Annotated in this window: 13 protein-coding genes; 3 read left to right on the forward strand and 10 right to left on the reverse strand. The window is 73.3% G+C overall.

The window, feature by feature from the left end; translation table 11 throughout:
• Window positions 1–9 precede the first annotated feature (9 nt).
• The 6 genes from ACJX2R_RS04860 to ACJX2R_RS04885 are packed head-to-tail and all read right to left on the reverse strand — an operon-like array spanning window position 10 to window position 7,307.
• Window positions 10–873, reverse strand: a complete 864-nt coding sequence (locus ACJX2R_RS04860) for a TauD/TfdA dioxygenase family protein (RefSeq protein WP_413098934.1) — start codon at window positions 871–873, stop codon at window positions 10–12.
• Between the two features lie 12 nt (window positions 874–885).
• Window positions 886–2,190 carry an FAD-dependent oxidoreductase gene (locus tag ACJX2R_RS04865; protein WP_413098935.1) on the reverse strand — a complete coding sequence of 435 codons (1,305 nt, stop codon included), beginning with the start codon at window positions 2,188–2,190 and terminating at the stop codon, window positions 886–888.
• Entirely contained in the window at window positions 2,187–4,181 is a 1,995-nt protein-coding gene (locus ACJX2R_RS04870) for a prenyltransferase/squalene oxidase repeat-containing protein (RefSeq protein ID WP_413098936.1), read from the reverse strand. Before ACJX2R_RS04870 ends, ACJX2R_RS04865 begins: the two co-directional genes overlap by 4 nt.
• A gap of 33 nt (window positions 4,182–4,214) precedes the next feature.
• Window positions 4,215–5,216, reverse strand: coding sequence for a UbiA family prenyltransferase (locus ACJX2R_RS04875; RefSeq protein ID WP_413098937.1), 1,002 nt, complete (start codon window positions 5,214–5,216; stop codon window positions 4,215–4,217).
• 4 nt (window positions 5,217–5,220) lie between these two features.
• Window positions 5,221–6,291, reverse strand: coding sequence for a polyprenyl synthetase family protein (locus ACJX2R_RS04880; RefSeq protein ID WP_413098938.1), 1,071 nt, complete (start codon window positions 6,289–6,291; stop codon window positions 5,221–5,223).
• The gene (locus tag ACJX2R_RS04885; RefSeq protein ID WP_413098939.1) at window positions 6,288–7,307 is read right to left on the reverse strand and encodes an aminotransferase class I/II-fold pyridoxal phosphate-dependent enzyme; all 1,020 of its coding nucleotides are present in this window, start codon (window positions 7,305–7,307) and stop codon (window positions 6,288–6,290) included. Before ACJX2R_RS04885 ends, ACJX2R_RS04880 begins: the two co-directional genes overlap by 4 nt.
• 296 nt (window positions 7,308–7,603) lie before the next feature.
• On the opposite strand from ACJX2R_RS04885, the gene ACJX2R_RS04890 reads away from it, so the two are divergent.
• Window positions 7,604–8,530, forward strand: a complete 927-nt coding sequence (locus tag ACJX2R_RS04890; protein WP_413098940.1) for a LysR family transcriptional regulator — start codon at window positions 7,604–7,606, stop codon at window positions 8,528–8,530.
• Between the two features lie 139 nt (window positions 8,531–8,669).
• Here ACJX2R_RS04890 and ACJX2R_RS04895 read toward each other — a convergent pair whose 3' ends face one another.
• Window positions 8,670–9,677 carry a sulfotransferase gene (locus ACJX2R_RS04895; protein WP_413098941.1) on the reverse strand — a complete coding sequence of 336 codons (1,008 nt, stop codon included), beginning with the start codon at window positions 9,675–9,677 and terminating at the stop codon, window positions 8,670–8,672.
• Between the two features lie 241 nt (window positions 9,678–9,918).
• Between ACJX2R_RS04895 and ACJX2R_RS04900 the strand changes: the two genes are divergently transcribed.
• A complete protein-coding gene (locus ACJX2R_RS04900; RefSeq protein ID WP_413098942.1) occupies window positions 9,919–10,830 on the forward strand; it encodes an endonuclease/exonuclease/phosphatase family protein in 912 nt (303 codons plus the stop codon).
• A gap of 52 nt (window positions 10,831–10,882) precedes the next feature.
• On the opposite strand, the gene ACJX2R_RS04905 is transcribed toward ACJX2R_RS04900, so the two are convergent.
• Window positions 10,883–12,091: an MFS transporter gene (locus ACJX2R_RS04905; RefSeq protein ID WP_413098943.1), complete on the reverse strand. Its 1,209-nt coding sequence runs from the start codon at window positions 12,089–12,091 to the stop codon at window positions 10,883–10,885.
• Between the two features lie 292 nt (window positions 12,092–12,383).
• Here ACJX2R_RS04905 and ACJX2R_RS04910 point away from each other — a divergent pair, with 292 nt between their 5' ends.
• Window positions 12,384–13,445, forward strand: a complete 1,062-nt coding sequence (locus ACJX2R_RS04910; RefSeq protein WP_020874245.1) for a mechanosensitive ion channel family protein — start codon at window positions 12,384–12,386, stop codon at window positions 13,443–13,445.
• 33 nt (window positions 13,446–13,478) lie between these two features.
• Here ACJX2R_RS04910 and ACJX2R_RS04915 read toward each other — a convergent pair whose 3' ends face one another.
• The gene (locus ACJX2R_RS04915; RefSeq protein WP_413098944.1) at window positions 13,479–14,141 is read right to left on the reverse strand and encodes a response regulator; all 663 of its coding nucleotides are present in this window, start codon (window positions 14,139–14,141) and stop codon (window positions 13,479–13,481) included.
• A complete protein-coding gene (locus ACJX2R_RS04920) occupies window positions 14,138–15,415 on the reverse strand; it encodes a sensor histidine kinase (protein ID WP_413098945.1) in 1,278 nt (425 codons plus the stop codon). Before ACJX2R_RS04920 ends, ACJX2R_RS04915 begins: the two co-directional genes overlap by 4 nt.
• Window positions 15,416–15,422 lie beyond the last annotated feature (7 nt).

Here is a 15,422-nt window from a genome sequence, read left to right on the forward strand (position 1 = left end):
GACGGACAGTCATCGGTAGCCGTGCCGGGCCGTGACGTGGCGCGGGTAGTAGCGCTCGTCGGGCGCGGGCCGGTACTCCTTCCAGCGCGGGGTGTCACCGGTGGGATGGTCGCCGAGGACGGTCACCCGCTGCCCCCTGCGGGGCCCGGTGTAGTCGTTGACCGCCAGGTGCTGGGTGGCGCGGTTGTCCCACATCGCGACGGCGCCGGGCCGCCAGTGGTAGCGGCAGTTGAACCGGGGCGACTCGGAGTGCTCGAACAGGTACTGCAACAGGGCGTCGCTCTCCGGGCGGCTGAGCTGCGGGATGTGCGAGGTCCACATGCGCGTCACGTACAGCGAGCGCCTGCCGGTCTCGGGGTGGATCCGCACCACCGGGTGTTCGGCGGAGTGCTCACCGGTCTGCGGGGTGTTGAGGACATGGACGGCGGTGAGCCCGTCGAGGAGTTCGCGCATCGGCTCGGAGAGCGTCTCGTAGACCAGGTACTGGTTGCTCCACATGGTGTCGCCGCCGGAGGCGGGGCACACCTGAAGATGGAGGATCGAGGCGACCGGCGGATTGGGCTGGAAGGTCACGTCGATATGCCACTCGTCGGCCTTGGCACCCTGGCCCGCGTCCAGCACGACGATTTCGGGATGGCCGTCGACCTTCGGCAGGAACGGATGGACCTCCAGCTCTCCCAGCCGCCGGCCCAGCGCGATATGCGCCTCCGGGGTGAGGTGTTCCTGGTCCGGGAAGAAGACCACGAGGTGCTTGAGCAGCAACTCATGGATGTGCTCGAAGAGTTCGTCGGTGAGCTCGGTCAGGTCGACACCGCGGATCTCCGCGCCGAGCGCTCCGGAGACGGGGGTCACGACCGGTTCGGGAGTGGGCATGGGAAACCGTCCTCACATGAGTTGCGGTCGGCCGGCCGGTGCGGCCGGCACTCGGTGGGCGCGCGGATCGGGGACGAGACCGAGCTGCTGAAGCCGGTCCAGCAGGGTCAGCGGGCGCGGGCCGAGGCCCGACATGTTGTGGGTGACGGTGTGCAGCAGCCGGGGGTTGGCGCCGGTGTGGCGGACGGCCCGGCGGCCCAGGACCCGGCCGCGCCACGACAGGTCGGTCACCATCCGCGCCGCGTTGCCGCTGGTCGTGGCCGCCTGGGCGAGCAGGGGCAGCTGTCGGTCGTGGTAGTCGCGCAGCGCGCCGTCCACCGCCGCGGCCGACATCTCGCCCGTGCGCTCCAACTGGCCCGACAACCGCTCGGCGAGGGCACCGGCGCTGGTGATGGCGGTGTTCATGCCCTGCGCGGCCATCGGATGGACGGCGTACGCGGCCTCACCGACCAGCGCGAGGCCGTGGCCGGCCAGCCGGGGCGACAGCAACCGTCCGACGGGCAACGTCTGACGGCTGTCGAGATGCGCGAGCAGGGACGCGGTCAGCGGCTCCAGGGCGGGCACCCGGGACAGTGCCCCGGCCGCCCAGTCGGCCAGCCCCCCGCGTGCCGTGACACCGCGCAGCTCATCGGGTCCGGCCTGGAGGTAGAGCCGCAGCCGCCCACCGGGCAGCGGATAGAGCAGCCGCAGCCCCCGGTCGGTGACATACGCGGAGAAGTCGTCGGCCCGCGCCGCCGCGTCGGCGTCGCCGATGTCGAAGGAGACCAGCCGGTGCGGGTAGTCGACCCGCCGTGCCTCGATGCCCGCCCAGGACCGCAACCGTGAGGAGATGCCGTCGGCGGCGACCACGAGCGGGGCGCGCTCCTCGTGGACCCTGCCGCCCTCGGCCAGCCGCAGTCCGGTGATCCGGCCGGAGTCGTCGCGCAGCGGCGCCTCGGCGCGTACACCCCGGCGCAGTTCCACACCCGGCCCCAGGCTCTCGGCCAGGGCGGCGAGGATGGCCGTGTGGTCATGGGCCAGCAACCACTGGTCGGGGGCGGGCAGCTGGCCGTAGTCGAGGGACATCAGCGCGGTGCCGCGCGGATCACGGACGACCAGCCGTCCGAGCCGGACCGCGCCCTGGGCGTCGAGCCGCTTCTCCACGCCCCAGGAGCGCAGCAGGCGCAGCGCGCCGGGCTGGAGCACCTCCCCCTTGGCGATCGGGCGGATCCTCGGCTGCTTGTCGACCACCAGGACGTCCAGTCCGAGGCCGCCGAGCGCGCGGGCCGCCGCGAGACCGCCGACACCCGCGCCGCACACCAGCACATCGGGGCTCATCGCCTGCCTCCTTCGTCAGTGCCGGATGCGCGGGTGCCGGTTTCTCGGGTGCCGGATGCGCGGGCGCTGATATCGCGGGTGCTGGTCTCGCGCATGCCGGTTTCACGCGGGCCAGTCTCGCGGGTGCCGGATGCGCGGATGCTGGGTTCGCGCGGGCCGGTCTCGCGCGGGCCGGATTCATCAACGCCGGTTTCGCGAGGGCCGGTTTCGTCAGTGCCGCTCTCGCGTATGCCGGTTTCGCGGCGAGAGCCGCTTTCTCGCATGGCTTCCGTGGCTTCCACGGCCTCCGCGGCCTCCGCGGCCTCCGCGGCCTCCGCCGAGCGGTAGTGGGCGAGGGCCCGCACCGCGAGGCCCGCCGCGATGCCGTCGTCGGCGTAGCGGGCACAGCCGCGGATGTACTCGTTGACCGGGGCCGGGGTCCAGCCGCCGTCCGCCCGCTGGGCGTCGACGAGCCAGCGGGCCGCCGCCGCGAGGCCCGGGTCGGTGGGGCTCAGCCCGGCGGCGAGCAGCCCGCGCAGCGCCCAGGCGGTCTCCTCGACGGTGCCCCGTCGGGTGGTGACCGGCCCGGTGCGCTCCCCGGTGCTCCACGAACCGTCGGGGTGCCGGGTGCGCAGCAGCCAGTCCCTGGCCCGGGCCGCCGCCCGGTGGTGTTCCTCGGTACGGCCCGCCCGGCTGAGCGCTTCCAGCGCCGCGGCGGTTCCGGGGGTGCCGCCGCGGTACCACATGGCCTCGTACGAGCCGTCGGGGCGCTGCCGGCCGACCAGCCAGCGCACCGCCCTGACCACGCGCGGGTCGTCGGCCCCGGCACCCGAGTCAAGCAGGGCGCCCACGACCTTGGCGGTCATCTGGGGGCAGGGTCCGAAGCCACCCGGTTTGCTGTTCCGTACGGCGAGGCTCCAGGACCCGGCCGCGTCCTGGGTGGCGGTCAGCCAGGCCAGCCCGGCCCGCACATGGCGGTCGTCCGCGCCGCCGGGCAGCCGCAGCAGGATTGCGCTGGACTCGGCCGTCTCCAGGGCCATCGGCCAGCTGCGCGGGCTGGAGAACCCCCAGTAGCCGGCCGGGCAGCCGAGGGCGCCGAACGGCTCGGGCTGCTGGTGGCGGTGGAGCATCTCGCGGGTGCCGATCAGCTGGGGGTCGTCGGCGTGACCGGCCTCGATCAGCGCGGCGGTGGCGAAGTTCGTCCAGGTCACATCGAGGGGCATCAGATCCCAGGAGCCGTCGGGGCCCGCCGCCGAGCGGAGCCAGCGGGCGGCGGCGCTCACCAGGTCGGGCGCCTGGCCGGAGTGGGCGAGGCCCAGGCAGATGAGCCCGGTGAGCCAGGGGTCGGTGCTGAACCCGCCGGTGGCGCCCTCGCGTTCATACGCGTCGCGGACGATGGCCAGGGCCCTGGGCCGGGCCAGTCGGTCCAGGGCGCGGCCGGCCGGGCCGCGGCGGCGGTGGGCGGACTGGGCGAGCGCCTGACTGGCGTAGATCGGCAGCCGCAGGCTCAGCAGGCGGCGGCTGAGGCCGGGGAAGAGCAGCAGTTCCAGGGGGAGTCGGCGCTGGGCGCCCTCGTGGGGCAGTCCGGCGAAGGTGTGGAACTGGCGGATGAGGGCGGTCATCGCGGGTTCCGGTACGGCCGCCGAGCCGCCGAGCTCCTCGAACCGGGCCCGTGCGGCGCGTACGGCCGACGCGGCCCGGCGGGGCGCGAGCAGTTGGAGCGCGGCGGCGGCGAGCGCGGTGGTGAGGGGTTCGGTGGGCACCGAGCGCATCGCCCAGCCGCCGTCGTCCCGCTGGTTCTCGCACAGCCAGGTGACACCGCGCTCGATGGTCTCCGCCGAGCCCTCGGGGTCGGCGAAGTGCAGTGCGGTGAGGGCTCCGGCGGTGTTCAGCGGGGAGGCGTGGTGGGCGCCGAAGACGAAGGCGCCGTCGTCGCGCCGGTGGGCGAGGAGCGCCTCGGCCCCCGTGGTGACGGCCGTGCCGACGCTCTCGGTCAAGGCGGAAGCGGGCATGCGATCGGACCCTTCTGCTGGTGGCGCGCCGTCTCAGGGGCGGGGATCGGGGAGGGTGGGCCCGCCGTCGGCCAGGGGCGGCGCGGGGAATTCGTGGCGGGACCGCATCCGGCTCTGGGTGATGACGCTGACCGCGAGGAGCGGCGTCAGCAGCGCCAGGGCGGGTGCCGCCCCGGCGCCCGCGGCCACCACCGCCGCGGCCAGCACCAGGCGTTCGGCGACGAGGACGGCGTGGGCGCGCAGCGCCAGCGCGGGGGCGAGGTGCCCCGGTGACCGCAGCAGCAGCCCGAAGGCGCCCGCGCCGCACAGCGCCGCCGCCGACAGCAGTACGAGATACCCGGCGGTGTCCCCGGGCACCAGCCCGGTGGCGGCGCAGGCCACGGCCACGGCGGCCAGATACAGCGCGGCGGCGGTGTGGGTGGCGCGGCGGAGGCCCCGGCGCACCGGCACGGTGGCGTAGCCGCCCTCGCGGTCGCCGTCGACGTCGCGGAGGGTGCCGACGAGGTTGGACGCGGTGTCATGGGCCAGGAACACCAGGGCGAACGGCAGCGCCCGCCACGGTGGCCACGGCTGGACGGCCATCGCGCCGAAGAGCACGGTGAGCGCGGTCAGCACGCCGCGGATGAGGTTGCCCGGCAGGCCCCGGCCCTTGAGGACGCGGCTGTAGGCCACGATGCCCGCCATGGCGGCGGCGGCCACGGCCACGGCGCGCCAGTTGGCCCACAGGGCCAGCGCGGCCACGGCCACGATGCAGCCGATGCCCGTGGCCACGGCGGTGCGTGGGCTCAACCGCCCGGAGGGTATGGGCCGTTGGGGCTTGCTGAGCGCGTCGAGGTCACGGTCGTAGTAGTCGCCGAGATAGTGTCCGGCGACCCAGCCGAGGGTCGGCGCGGCCCAGGCCACCATCAGCTGCCCGGTGGTGGGGTGGGCTGCGGCGAGGGTGGCTCCGGCCAGTCCGACCAGCCCGGGGTACCAGAGGGTGTACGGGCGCCAGGTCTGGAAATGGGCCAGGAGTACGGTGCGCGGGGCCGCCACGGCGTCACCGGTCCCGGCTGACCGACAGATCGGCCACCGCCGCGAGTACGGCGGTGGCCCGGGAGCGGGGCAGCGGCTCCAGACAGGACTTGGCACGGTCGGCCTCGGCCGTGGCCCGGTCCCGCGCGGCGGTGAGCGCGCCGGTCGTCTCCAGCAGCTCGTGCACCGTCCGCAGTGCGTCGGCGGCGGGCAGGGCGCCGCCGAGCGCCGCCTCCAGCCGGGCGCGGGCCGGGGCGTCGGCCATGGCGTGACAGAGCAGGACGGGGAAGGTGGGCCGGGCGGCCGCGATGTCGCTGAGCGCGGACTTGCCGGTGGTGCGGCTGTCGCTGGTGTACGGCAGCAGATCGTCGTGCATCTGGAAGGCCAGCCCCAGATGTTCGGCGTAGGCGGTGAGCGCGTGCCGCTGGGCGGGGGATCCGCCACCCAGGATCGCCCCGCCCCGGCAGGCGGCCCGGAACAGCGCCCCGGTCTTCAGCGCGCTCATGGTGAGGTACCGGTCGAGTCCGCAGCCGAGGTCGCCCCTGAGCTCGCCCTCCATCGCCTGGCCGCGGCACAGGTCGACACCCGCCCGGGCGAAGACCCGCACCGCGCCGAGGACCCGGCCCGGCGGCAGCCCACCGGCGTCCTCGGTGAGCGGTCCAGGGGCCTCGCCGAGCGGTCCGGCGTCCTCGGCGCCGTCGGTGAGCACGCCGAACATGCCCAGCATCAGGGCGTCCCCGGTGACGATGGCGTCGGTGGTGCCGTAGCGCGCCGCGACGGACGGACGGCCCCGCCGCATGGTGTCCCCGTCGATGACGTCGTCGTGGACGAGGGATCCCACATGGAGGTACTCCACGCTCAGCGCGGCCGGTACGACGGCGGGTCCGCCGCCGCCCACCGCCTCGGCCGACTCCATGAGCAGCAGCGGGCGCAGCAGCTTCCCGGCCGGGAGCAGGGCGTACCGGGAGATCTGGTGGAGGCGTTCGGCTCCCCGCGGCCAGCGCCGGTCGAGCTCGCGCAGCAGGAGCTCCATGGTCGGGGCGGCCTCGGCCAGCGGGTCGGCCAGCTCGGTGACCGCGGCGTCGGGCGGGGTCACCGGGCCGCCTCCCGGTACTTCCCGGCGAGCTCCGCGAACGCCTGGTTGGCCTCGGGCTCGGCGACGGTCACCCGTATCCCCTCGCCCGGTTTGCCGCACACCACCACGCCGTGGTCGGCGCAGAACTGGGTGAAGCGCTCCACGCCTGACGTCATGGGCAGCCACAGGAAGTTGCCCTGGCTCGCGGGCGCCTCCCAGCCCTGGTCGAGCAGGATCCGGTGGAGCCGGTCGCGCTCCCCGGCGGTCTCGGCGCACTGCCGGAGCACCCGCTCATGGGCGCCGAGCGCGGCCAGGGCGGCCTCCTGCGCCACCGCGCTCACCCGGTAGAAGGGCAGGATCGTGCGGAGCGGGGCGAGCACGGGCTCATGCGCCACGAGATAGCCGACCCGCAGGCTGAGCAGCCCGTACGACTTGGAGAACGTCCGCACCACGCAGACCCGTTCATCGGCGCGGTGCAGGGCGATGCCGTCGGCGATGGCGCCGGGGTCGGCGAAGTCCCGGTACGCCTCGTCGATGACGACGGTGACGTGTGCGGGGAGCCGGTCCAGGAAGCGAAGGATCCGGTCATGCTCAAGCGCGGTGCCGGTGGGGTTGTTGGGGGTGCACAGCAGGACCATGCGGGTGCGGTCGGTGACGGCGTCGGCCATCGCCTTCAGATCGTGGTCGTACCCGGTGAGCGGCACCCGGACGGTGGTGGATCCGGCGTTGGCCGCCATCATCGGGTACGCCTCCCAGGAGGGCCAGGCGTGCACCGTGTCGGTGTCGGGTCCGGTGAGGGTGGAGAAGAGCTGCTGGAGCAGCGCACCGGAGCCCGGTCCGGCGAGCACGTGCTCCGGCTCCACTCCCAGATGCGCGGCGAGGGCCTGACAGAGCCCGCCGCCGAGGGCATCCAGGGTACGGTGGGCGGTCCGCGCGGTGCGCAGGACGGCGTCCACCACTTCCGGAAGCGGAGGGTGAACGGTTTCGTTGAGCGACATCTGATGGAAGGGATTGTTCTCCGCGACCACCGGAGTCATACGATTCCAGCCATCATGCATCGGGCACCATCCATCCATTCCAGCGGGGATTCGGGCGGAGGGAGGAAAGTCACCGCGCCCGGTTCCCCCTACCGGTCCGGCCGGATCGTCGGGAAGGAAACCGTCGTGGGCGGGCTATGACCGTACGGTCGGCCAGTGCGGTTGGGGCCGTGTCCGATCGGTCAGTCCAATGGGCGAGTACGGGCGAAATCCGTCACCATGATTTTGACGGCCTATCGATCACGCGTCCAATTAAAGTCTTTCGGGAATTGATCAACGATTTTTATCTTCCTGTGGTGATCGAACTTCGCCAGCTCACCGTGCTCGCAGAGGTCTGTCGCTCCGGCTCGTACAGCGCCGCGGCGGACCACCTCGGTTACACCCAACCGGCCATCAGCTATCACATGCGCGCGCTCGAACGTGCCGTGGGCGTGCCGCTGACGGTCAAGGCGGGACGGGGGGTGCGGCTCACGCCCGCGGGCCACAGACTCGCTGAGCGCGCCCGGGGAGTGCTGGCCGGGCTGCGGGACGTGGAGAACGAGTTCGAGGCGCTCGCCGCGCGCACCCGCGGCCGGGTGCGGATGTCCTCGGTACAGAGCGTCTGCGTCGCCGTGCTGCCCGCGGCGCTGGCCCGGCTGGGCGCCTCCCGTATCGAGGTGGAGGTCGAACTGGGCCAGACCGCCTCCCATGACGCGTACCGGCTGCTGGACGCGGGCGAGACGGATCTGGCGATCGTCGCCGACGACGAGCCGGGGGCGGCGGCGGAGCCCGCGGAGACCCCGCTGCGCCGGGTCCCGCTGCTGGTCGACCGCCGCCATGTGCTGCTGCCGCGTGGCCATGCGCTCGCGGGGCGGCGCAGCGTCCGCCTCGCCGATCTGGCGCGGGAGCGGTGGATCCTGGAGCGGGACCGCGAGCGGCTGCTGCGGCGCTGCGCGGAGGCGGGGTTCGAGCCCCGGGTAGTGACCACGACCGATGACCAGGCGACGACCCTCGGCCTGGTGGGCGACGGGGTGGGCATCGCCCTGATGGACGGCCTCGGGCTGCTCCCGCGGCCCCATCCGCTGGTCGAGCCGCGCCCGCTGGTCGACTGGCCCAGGCGCCATGTCTGCGCGCTGCTGCGGCCGGAGGCGGCCAGGGTGCCCGCGGTGGCCGCCCTGCTGGAGGCGCTGCGGGCGGTGGCGGTCGAGCAGTCGGGGGGTGCCGTCGAGGCGGCGACGGCCTGACGCCGGGCCTGACGCATCCGGCGCGGGGCCTTTCGTATCCGGCGCGGGGGCCATCGCCTCCGGCGCCGGGGCTCGCTCAGCCGCCGTGGGCCGGGCTGTGGGCCCCTCTCATCCGCCGTGGGCCAGGCTCAAAGCCCCCTCATCCGCCGTGGGCCAGGCTCAGGGCACGGGCGCCGGGGGCGCAGCTCTCGCGGAGGGCGGTCAGTTCGGCGGGCGGCAGGGTCGCGGCGGCCGTGCCGCGGCGATCGCCGTCGAGCAGGGCGCGTCCGGCCGCCAGCCACTCCGGGAGGGGTTCCACCCCGAGGTGGTGGGCCAGCCGGGTGAGTTCGCGCTCGGGCGCGTCGAGAAGACCCTCGTACGACAGGGACATCCGGATCGCGGCGGGGAGCCGCGACAGGTGCCCCAGCCCCTCGACGATCGTGCTCGACCACAGCTCGCCGAACTCGGCCACGGGCACGGACCGTTCGTACAGCGGCCGCAGATCGGCCTCGTCGTCGCTGAGCAGCGCGGCGAGACCGGCGGGAAGGTCATCGGTGCTCGTGGCGCGCTCCGTCATCAGCTGGATCAGCCGGAAACCGGGGTGGCGGCTCATGGAGAGCGCGCAGTCGGCGCCGTCCCGGTGGAGGTGGACGAACCGGGCCTCGGGGAAGACCTCCCTCAGCCGGGGCACCGAGCGCAGCGAATAGCCGGACCGCTCCACGACGGCCCGTCGGCCGAACCGCTCTCCCAGCAGGCCGAACAGCGCCCGGTAGTGATCGGCCACCGGCGCCGCGGGCCGCCGGGACAGCTCCGGCTCCAGGGCGTCGAACAGCGCGTCGGGGTCGTCGGTGAGATGCGGCAGCGTCATCATGCACACCGCCGGAATGCCACCGCCCGCCACCGAGAACCGCCCCTTGACATGCGGATACCGGTATTCGGGCAGCGGGATGCCATCGCGGATGACACGGTTGGCGAACGAGCTTGGAGTGGCGAGGAGCCGCCAGAACTCCGCCCCGGTCAGCGGCGCCTCGGGCAGCGCGTCCGGCTCCAGCGAGGCGATCAGCTCGCTCACGCTGAGCAGATCCGGATGCAGCCGCAGGATGCGCGACAGAGCGGTCGAACCGCAGCGTCCGGTCCCCACGACGAAGGTCAGCGGCCGTACGGTCACCCCAGGTGCCCCTTCCGTCTCCGACGACTACCGGCCTCCCTACCCAGCGCCGCCCCCGCGCACCCCCGGCCACTTCCGTCACTCGTGACATCCCTCGTCACCGGTGGTTTCCGCAGGCGCTCTTGAGGTCGGCTCGGCGTGACCGTACGTTCCACCGGACGGCCACCGCAGGACACACCCCACACACCGCGGGGTCCGACACTTGAGGCCGTCACCGCACCTTCATGACCTTGGAGGAGCCATGCCCGCACCTGTGTTCAGCCGCCGTCACGGTATGCGCGCCGCGGCCGCGGCGGCCGTCGCGCTTCCGCTCGCCTCCCAGCCCCAGAACGTGGCCGCGGCCGCCCCCGTCACCCCGATCGCCTCCGCCGACGGTCCCCGGCTGGCCGTCATGACGTTCAATCTGCGCTACGCGAGCGACGCCGAGCCCAACTCCTGGGGGCGGCGCCGCCCCGTCATGCGGGAGCTGCTGCGCCGGGCCCGGCCCCATCTGCTGGGCACCCAGGAGGGGCTCTACGGCCAGCTGCGCGACATCGCCCACGACCTCGGACAGCGCTACTCGTGGATCGGCACCGGACGGATGGGGGGCAGCCGGGACGAGTTCATGGCCGTCTTCTACGACACCGGGCGGCTCGAACCCCTGGAGTACGACCACTTCTGGCTGTCCGACACCCCGAACGTGATCGGCTCCAACACCTGGGGCGGGGCCGTGGTCCGGATGGTCACCTGGGTGCGCTTCCACGACCGGCACACCGGCGGGGAGTTCTACGCCCTCAACACCCATCTGGACCACCAGAGCCAGCACGCCCGGGAGCGCTCCGCCGCGCTGATCACCGAGCGGCTGGGCGGTCTGGACTCCGCGCTCCCCCGCATCGTGACCGGCGACTTCAATGTGGCGGCCCACGGCAATCCGGTCTACGACGCCATGCTGAACGGCGGCACGCTGGTGGACGCCTGGGACACCGCCGAGCGGCGCGGGCCGCTGTACGGGACGTTCCACGGCTTCGGCCCGCTGGTCCCCGACGGCGACCGGATCGACTGGATCCTGACCTCACCCGGTGTGCGCACCCGCCACGCCGTCATCGACACCTACGCGCGGGACGGCCAGTTCCCCAGCGACCATCTGCCGGTGCGAACGGTACTGGAGCTGTAGCGCGAAACTCCCTCAGCGGCTGACTCGCGGCGCCCGGCCCCCTGCGGCCCCCTCAGCGGCCGGGCGCCTCCGCGGAGAGCGCCCGCAGCCGCAGCAGGGTGGCCACGGCCAGCAGGGCCACACAGCCCGTGAAGATCAGCCCGGCGGACCGCAGCCCGACCGCGACCGTGAGCGCGCCCACGCCGATCACCGGAATCGAGAGCGCCAGATACATCAGCACGAACAGGACGGAGGTGACCTCGGCGCGGTGGTCGGCCGGGCTGCGCTCCGTCACCACCCTCACGGCCGCGTGGAACGACAGCCCCTGCCCGATCCCGGCGATGACGGCGCCCAGCACCAGCAGCCCCAGTGACCCGATCGCGAGCGAGACGGCGATGGCCACCATGCCGGCCACCAGCACCGCACAGCCCCCGGGCAGCGAACGTCCCGGGCCCAGCCGCCGCCCCAGCGCCTGCCCGGCGATCGAGGCGGCGAACACGGAGAACGCCACCGCACCGGCGACCGCGAGATTGCTCTCGCCCTCCACCTCGCTCAGGAACGTGGGCGACACCGAGGTGAACAGGCCCAGCGTGGCGAAGCCCGCGAACCCCGCCATGGCCGCGGCCGCGAACGTCGAGCGCATCTCCTTGGGCACCCGCAGCCGCTGCGGCCTCAGCGGCGGGCGGCTCCGCCTCCGTACGGTCTCCGGAAGCGCGAGCACCACGGCGGCGCCCACCGCCACCAGCACCAGGTCCACCACGAACACCAGCTTCAGCGGCGCCGGGGCGTACTGCGCCAGCACCCCCGCCAGCAACGGGCCGAGCCCGAGCCCGCCCAGATTGGCCCCGGTCGCGAGGAGGGTGGCGCCACGGCGTCGACGCTCGGGCGCCAGCTCGATGACGGTCACTGTGGCGGTGCCGGTGGCCAGACCGGCGGACAGCCCCGACAGGGTGCGGCCCGCGAACAGCCCCGGCAGTCCCTGGGCGACGAGGAAGCACACCGCGCTCAGGCCCGACAGCGCCAGCGCGGCGAGCATGACGGGCCGTCGCCCGATGAAGTCGGACACGCTTCCGAGCAGCAGCAGCGCGACGATGACCCCCGCCGCGTACACGGCGAAGATCACCGTGACCATGAACGAGGAGAAGCCGAACTCCCGCTGGTAGAGCGAGTAGAGCGGGGTGGGCAGCGTCGTACCGCACATCGTGACCACGAAGGCGTAGGCGGCCGCGAGGAACGGCCATCCCCTCGCCTCGTCGTCCACGTCACCGCGGCGGCTATCCATACGACCCGATTCCACCACAAAACACCTGTGCGTCAAACGCGCTGGCGCGCCGCCCCTCACCTGGCGGGTTACATGCGGTAGCGGGGCATCCCGTCATTCGGCCCTCATCGCATACGGCAGGATGGCACCTTACGCCGGAGCCGTACACATGTGCGCCCGGCACCGCCCGTAGAACCCAGGCACGAGCAGGTGACAAGGTGATCCCACTGAACTCCAGACCGGAGGCCGCACCGACGACGGCATGCCGCACGGCCGCTTCTGACGCGCTTTCCGGGATAGCGGAGGGTGGCCGATGAACCGGGCTCTCACCTTGCACGATGTCATCGTCGTCGGGGCGGCGCTGGTCTGCGGCGCGGCCGGTGGTGTGCTGTTGCGCCTGGCGCTGCGCTGGCTGGGTGAGCGGGCCCGCTCCACCCGGTGGAGCGGTGACGACATCATCGTCGACACGCTGCGCACCCTGGCCCCATGGGCGTCGATGGCCGCCGGTGTCGCCGCCGCGGCCGCCGCGCTGCCGCTGAACCGCACGGTCGGCCATGACGTCAATCAGACGCTGGTGGCCGTGCTGATCCTGGTCACCACGGTCACCGCGGCGCGAGTGGTGGCCGACCTGGTGCGCTCGCTGGCGCTGTCCCGCTCCGGGGTGGCGGGAACGGCCAGCATCTTCGTCAACATCACACGGATCGCCGTCCTGGCGATGGGTGTGCTGATCCTGCTGGAGACGCTGGGCGTCTCGATCGCTCCCCTGCTCACCGCCCTGGGCGTGGGTGGTCTGGCGGTCGCCCTGGCCTTGCAGGACACGCTGGCCAACCTCTTCGCGGGGGTGCACATCCTGGCCTCCAAGACCGTGCAGCCCGGCCACTACATCCGGCTCAGCAGCGGGGAGGAGGGGTATGTGGTCGACATCAACTGGCGCAACACGGCCGTACGGCAGCTGTCGGACAACCTCGTCATCATCCCGAACGCCAAGCTGGGCAACACCATCATGACCAACTTTCACCAGCCCGAGCAGCAGATGTCGGTCATGGTCCAGGCGCGGGTCGGCTACGGAAGCGATCTGGACCATGTCGAGCGGGTGACCATCGAGGTCGCCGGGAAGGTGATGTCCGGCGTCGAGGGCGGGGTCGTCGACCACGAGACGAGTGTGCGCTTCCATACCTTCGGAGAGTCCGGCATCGACTTCTCGGTGTTTCTGCGGGCCCTGGAGTTCAGCGACCAGTACCTCATCAAGCATGAGTTCATGAAGGAGCTGCACCGCCGGTTCCGTGCCGAGGGCATCGAGATCCCGCTGCCCACGCGGACGCTCGTACTGCCCGACCAGGACCGGACGCCACTGCCCAGCCGACCGGCGATCTGACGTCCCCAACCGCCAGGGGTCAGCCGTCAGCCGTCAAGGCAGCAACCGCCGCTCGGTGGCCACCGCCACCGCCCCGGCCCGGGTCTCGACCCCCAATTTCCCGTAGATCCGTCCCAGATGGGTCTTGACCGTGGCCTCGCTGATGAACAGGGTCCGGGCGATCTCCCGGTTGCCCAGGCCACGGGCCAGCTGCCGGAGGATGTCGCGCTCCCGCTCGGACAGCGCGGGGCGCGGGCTGCGCATCCGGGCCAGCACCCGGTCGGCGACCGGGGCCGACAGCGCGGTACGGCCGGAGGCGGCGTTCCGGATCGCCGCGAACAGCTCCTCCGGCCGCTCGGCCTTGAGCAGATAGCCGGTGGCCCCGGCCTCGATGGCACGGGTGATGTCGGCGTCGGTGTCGAACATGGTGAGCACCAGCACACGCGGCGCGGGCGGGTCGCCGGAGACCAGTCGCCGGGTGGCGGTCACCCCGTCCATCCCCTCCCCGAGCTGTAGGTCCATCAGCACCACATCGGGCCGGAGCCGGGTGGCCATGGCGAGGGCCTCCTCGCCGCTGCCCGCCTCGCCGACCACCTCGATGCCGTCGGTGCTGGCCAGCAGCGCCCGCAGCCCGGCCCGCACCACGGCGTGGTCGTCGCAGAGCAGCAGCCGGATGGCGGGGGTGGCCGACGGCGTCGGGGGCGGGGTCGGGCTCATGGCGTGGCCTCCACGGGGCGATCGGCGACGAGGACGGGAAGGGGTTCGACGGGGATCGCGGCCGAGACGACGGTCCCCTCGCCCGGTGCGGACTCGACGGTGAGCGTGCCGCCCAGCTGCCGTACGCGGGCCCGCATGGCCGGAAGTCCATGGCCGCGCGACCGGTCCGCGCCGGGGGCGGGGACGGCGTCGGTGTCGAAGCCGCGGCCGTCATCGGCGATGTCCAGGCAGATCTGGTCGCCCAGGCAGGTCAGGGTGAGCGCGGCCCGGCTCGCCCCGGCGTGCTCCCGCACATTGGCCAGCGCGCCCTGGGCGATGCGCAGCAGCGCCGCCTCCACCCGCTCGGGCAGCGGGCCGAGCGGTCCGTCGAGCCGGAAGTCCACCGCAGAACCGGCATCGCTCTCCCGCTCGGCGAGCGCACCGAGCGCCTGGGCCAGCGAGCCCTCGGCGAGGTCGGCCGGGGCCAGGTCCTGGACGAACCGGCGGGCCTCGGCGAGGCTGCGGGACGCGATCTCCGCCGCGTTCCGCATATGTCCCCGGGCCGCCTCCCGGTCCGTCTCCCAGGTGCGGTCGGCGGCCTGGAGCAGCATCCGCTGGCTGGACAGGCCCTGGGCGAGGGTGTCATGGATCTCCGAGGACAGCCGCTGGCGTTCGGCCAGGATCCCCGCCCGCCGCTCGGTCGCGGCCAGGTCCCGGCGGGTGCGGACCAGGTCGTCGATCAGCATCCGCTGCCGCGCCGACTGGCGCCGCAGATGGATGAGGACGGCGGCGGCCACGGCGGCGATGGCGGGCGGCGCGATCAGCGCGTTGGGGTCGAAGCCGTCGTGCATGAACCGCAGTTTGGAGGCGACGACCAGCGCGGTGAGCACGGCGGCCAGGGGCACCGCGAACCGGGTGGGCAGGGTGTGCAGACCGGTGAAGAACAACGGCATGGCACACCAGGCGGCGCTCGGCGCGAGGACCAGCAGCGCGACCCAGGCGGCGAGCACCGCGGTCAGCCAGACCAGATAGCGGCCGGAGGGCCGGCCGCCGGGGCTCGGCGCGGGCGCCGGCCACCGGCCGGGCAGATAGAGCGCGCCGAAGGCCAAAAAGAGGGCGATGACCCAGCCGTTGGGCGCGCTGCCGGTGTCCCGGATCAGATAGCGGATCAGCGAGGACCCCAGCAGCAGGAAGAACGCGATGTGCAGGACCGCGGTCAGCCACCGCTCGTCCGGATCGTCCGGCCCGTCGGACCCGGACCGCCCGGACCACGCCGACCACGGTGCCGACCACACCCCCGGC

Origin of the sequence: Streptomyces sp. Inha503, from assembly GCF_047215865.1 — a bacterium.
Taxonomy (GTDB): Bacteria; Actinomycetota; Actinomycetes; order Streptomycetales; family Streptomycetaceae; genus Streptomyces; species Streptomyces lycopersici.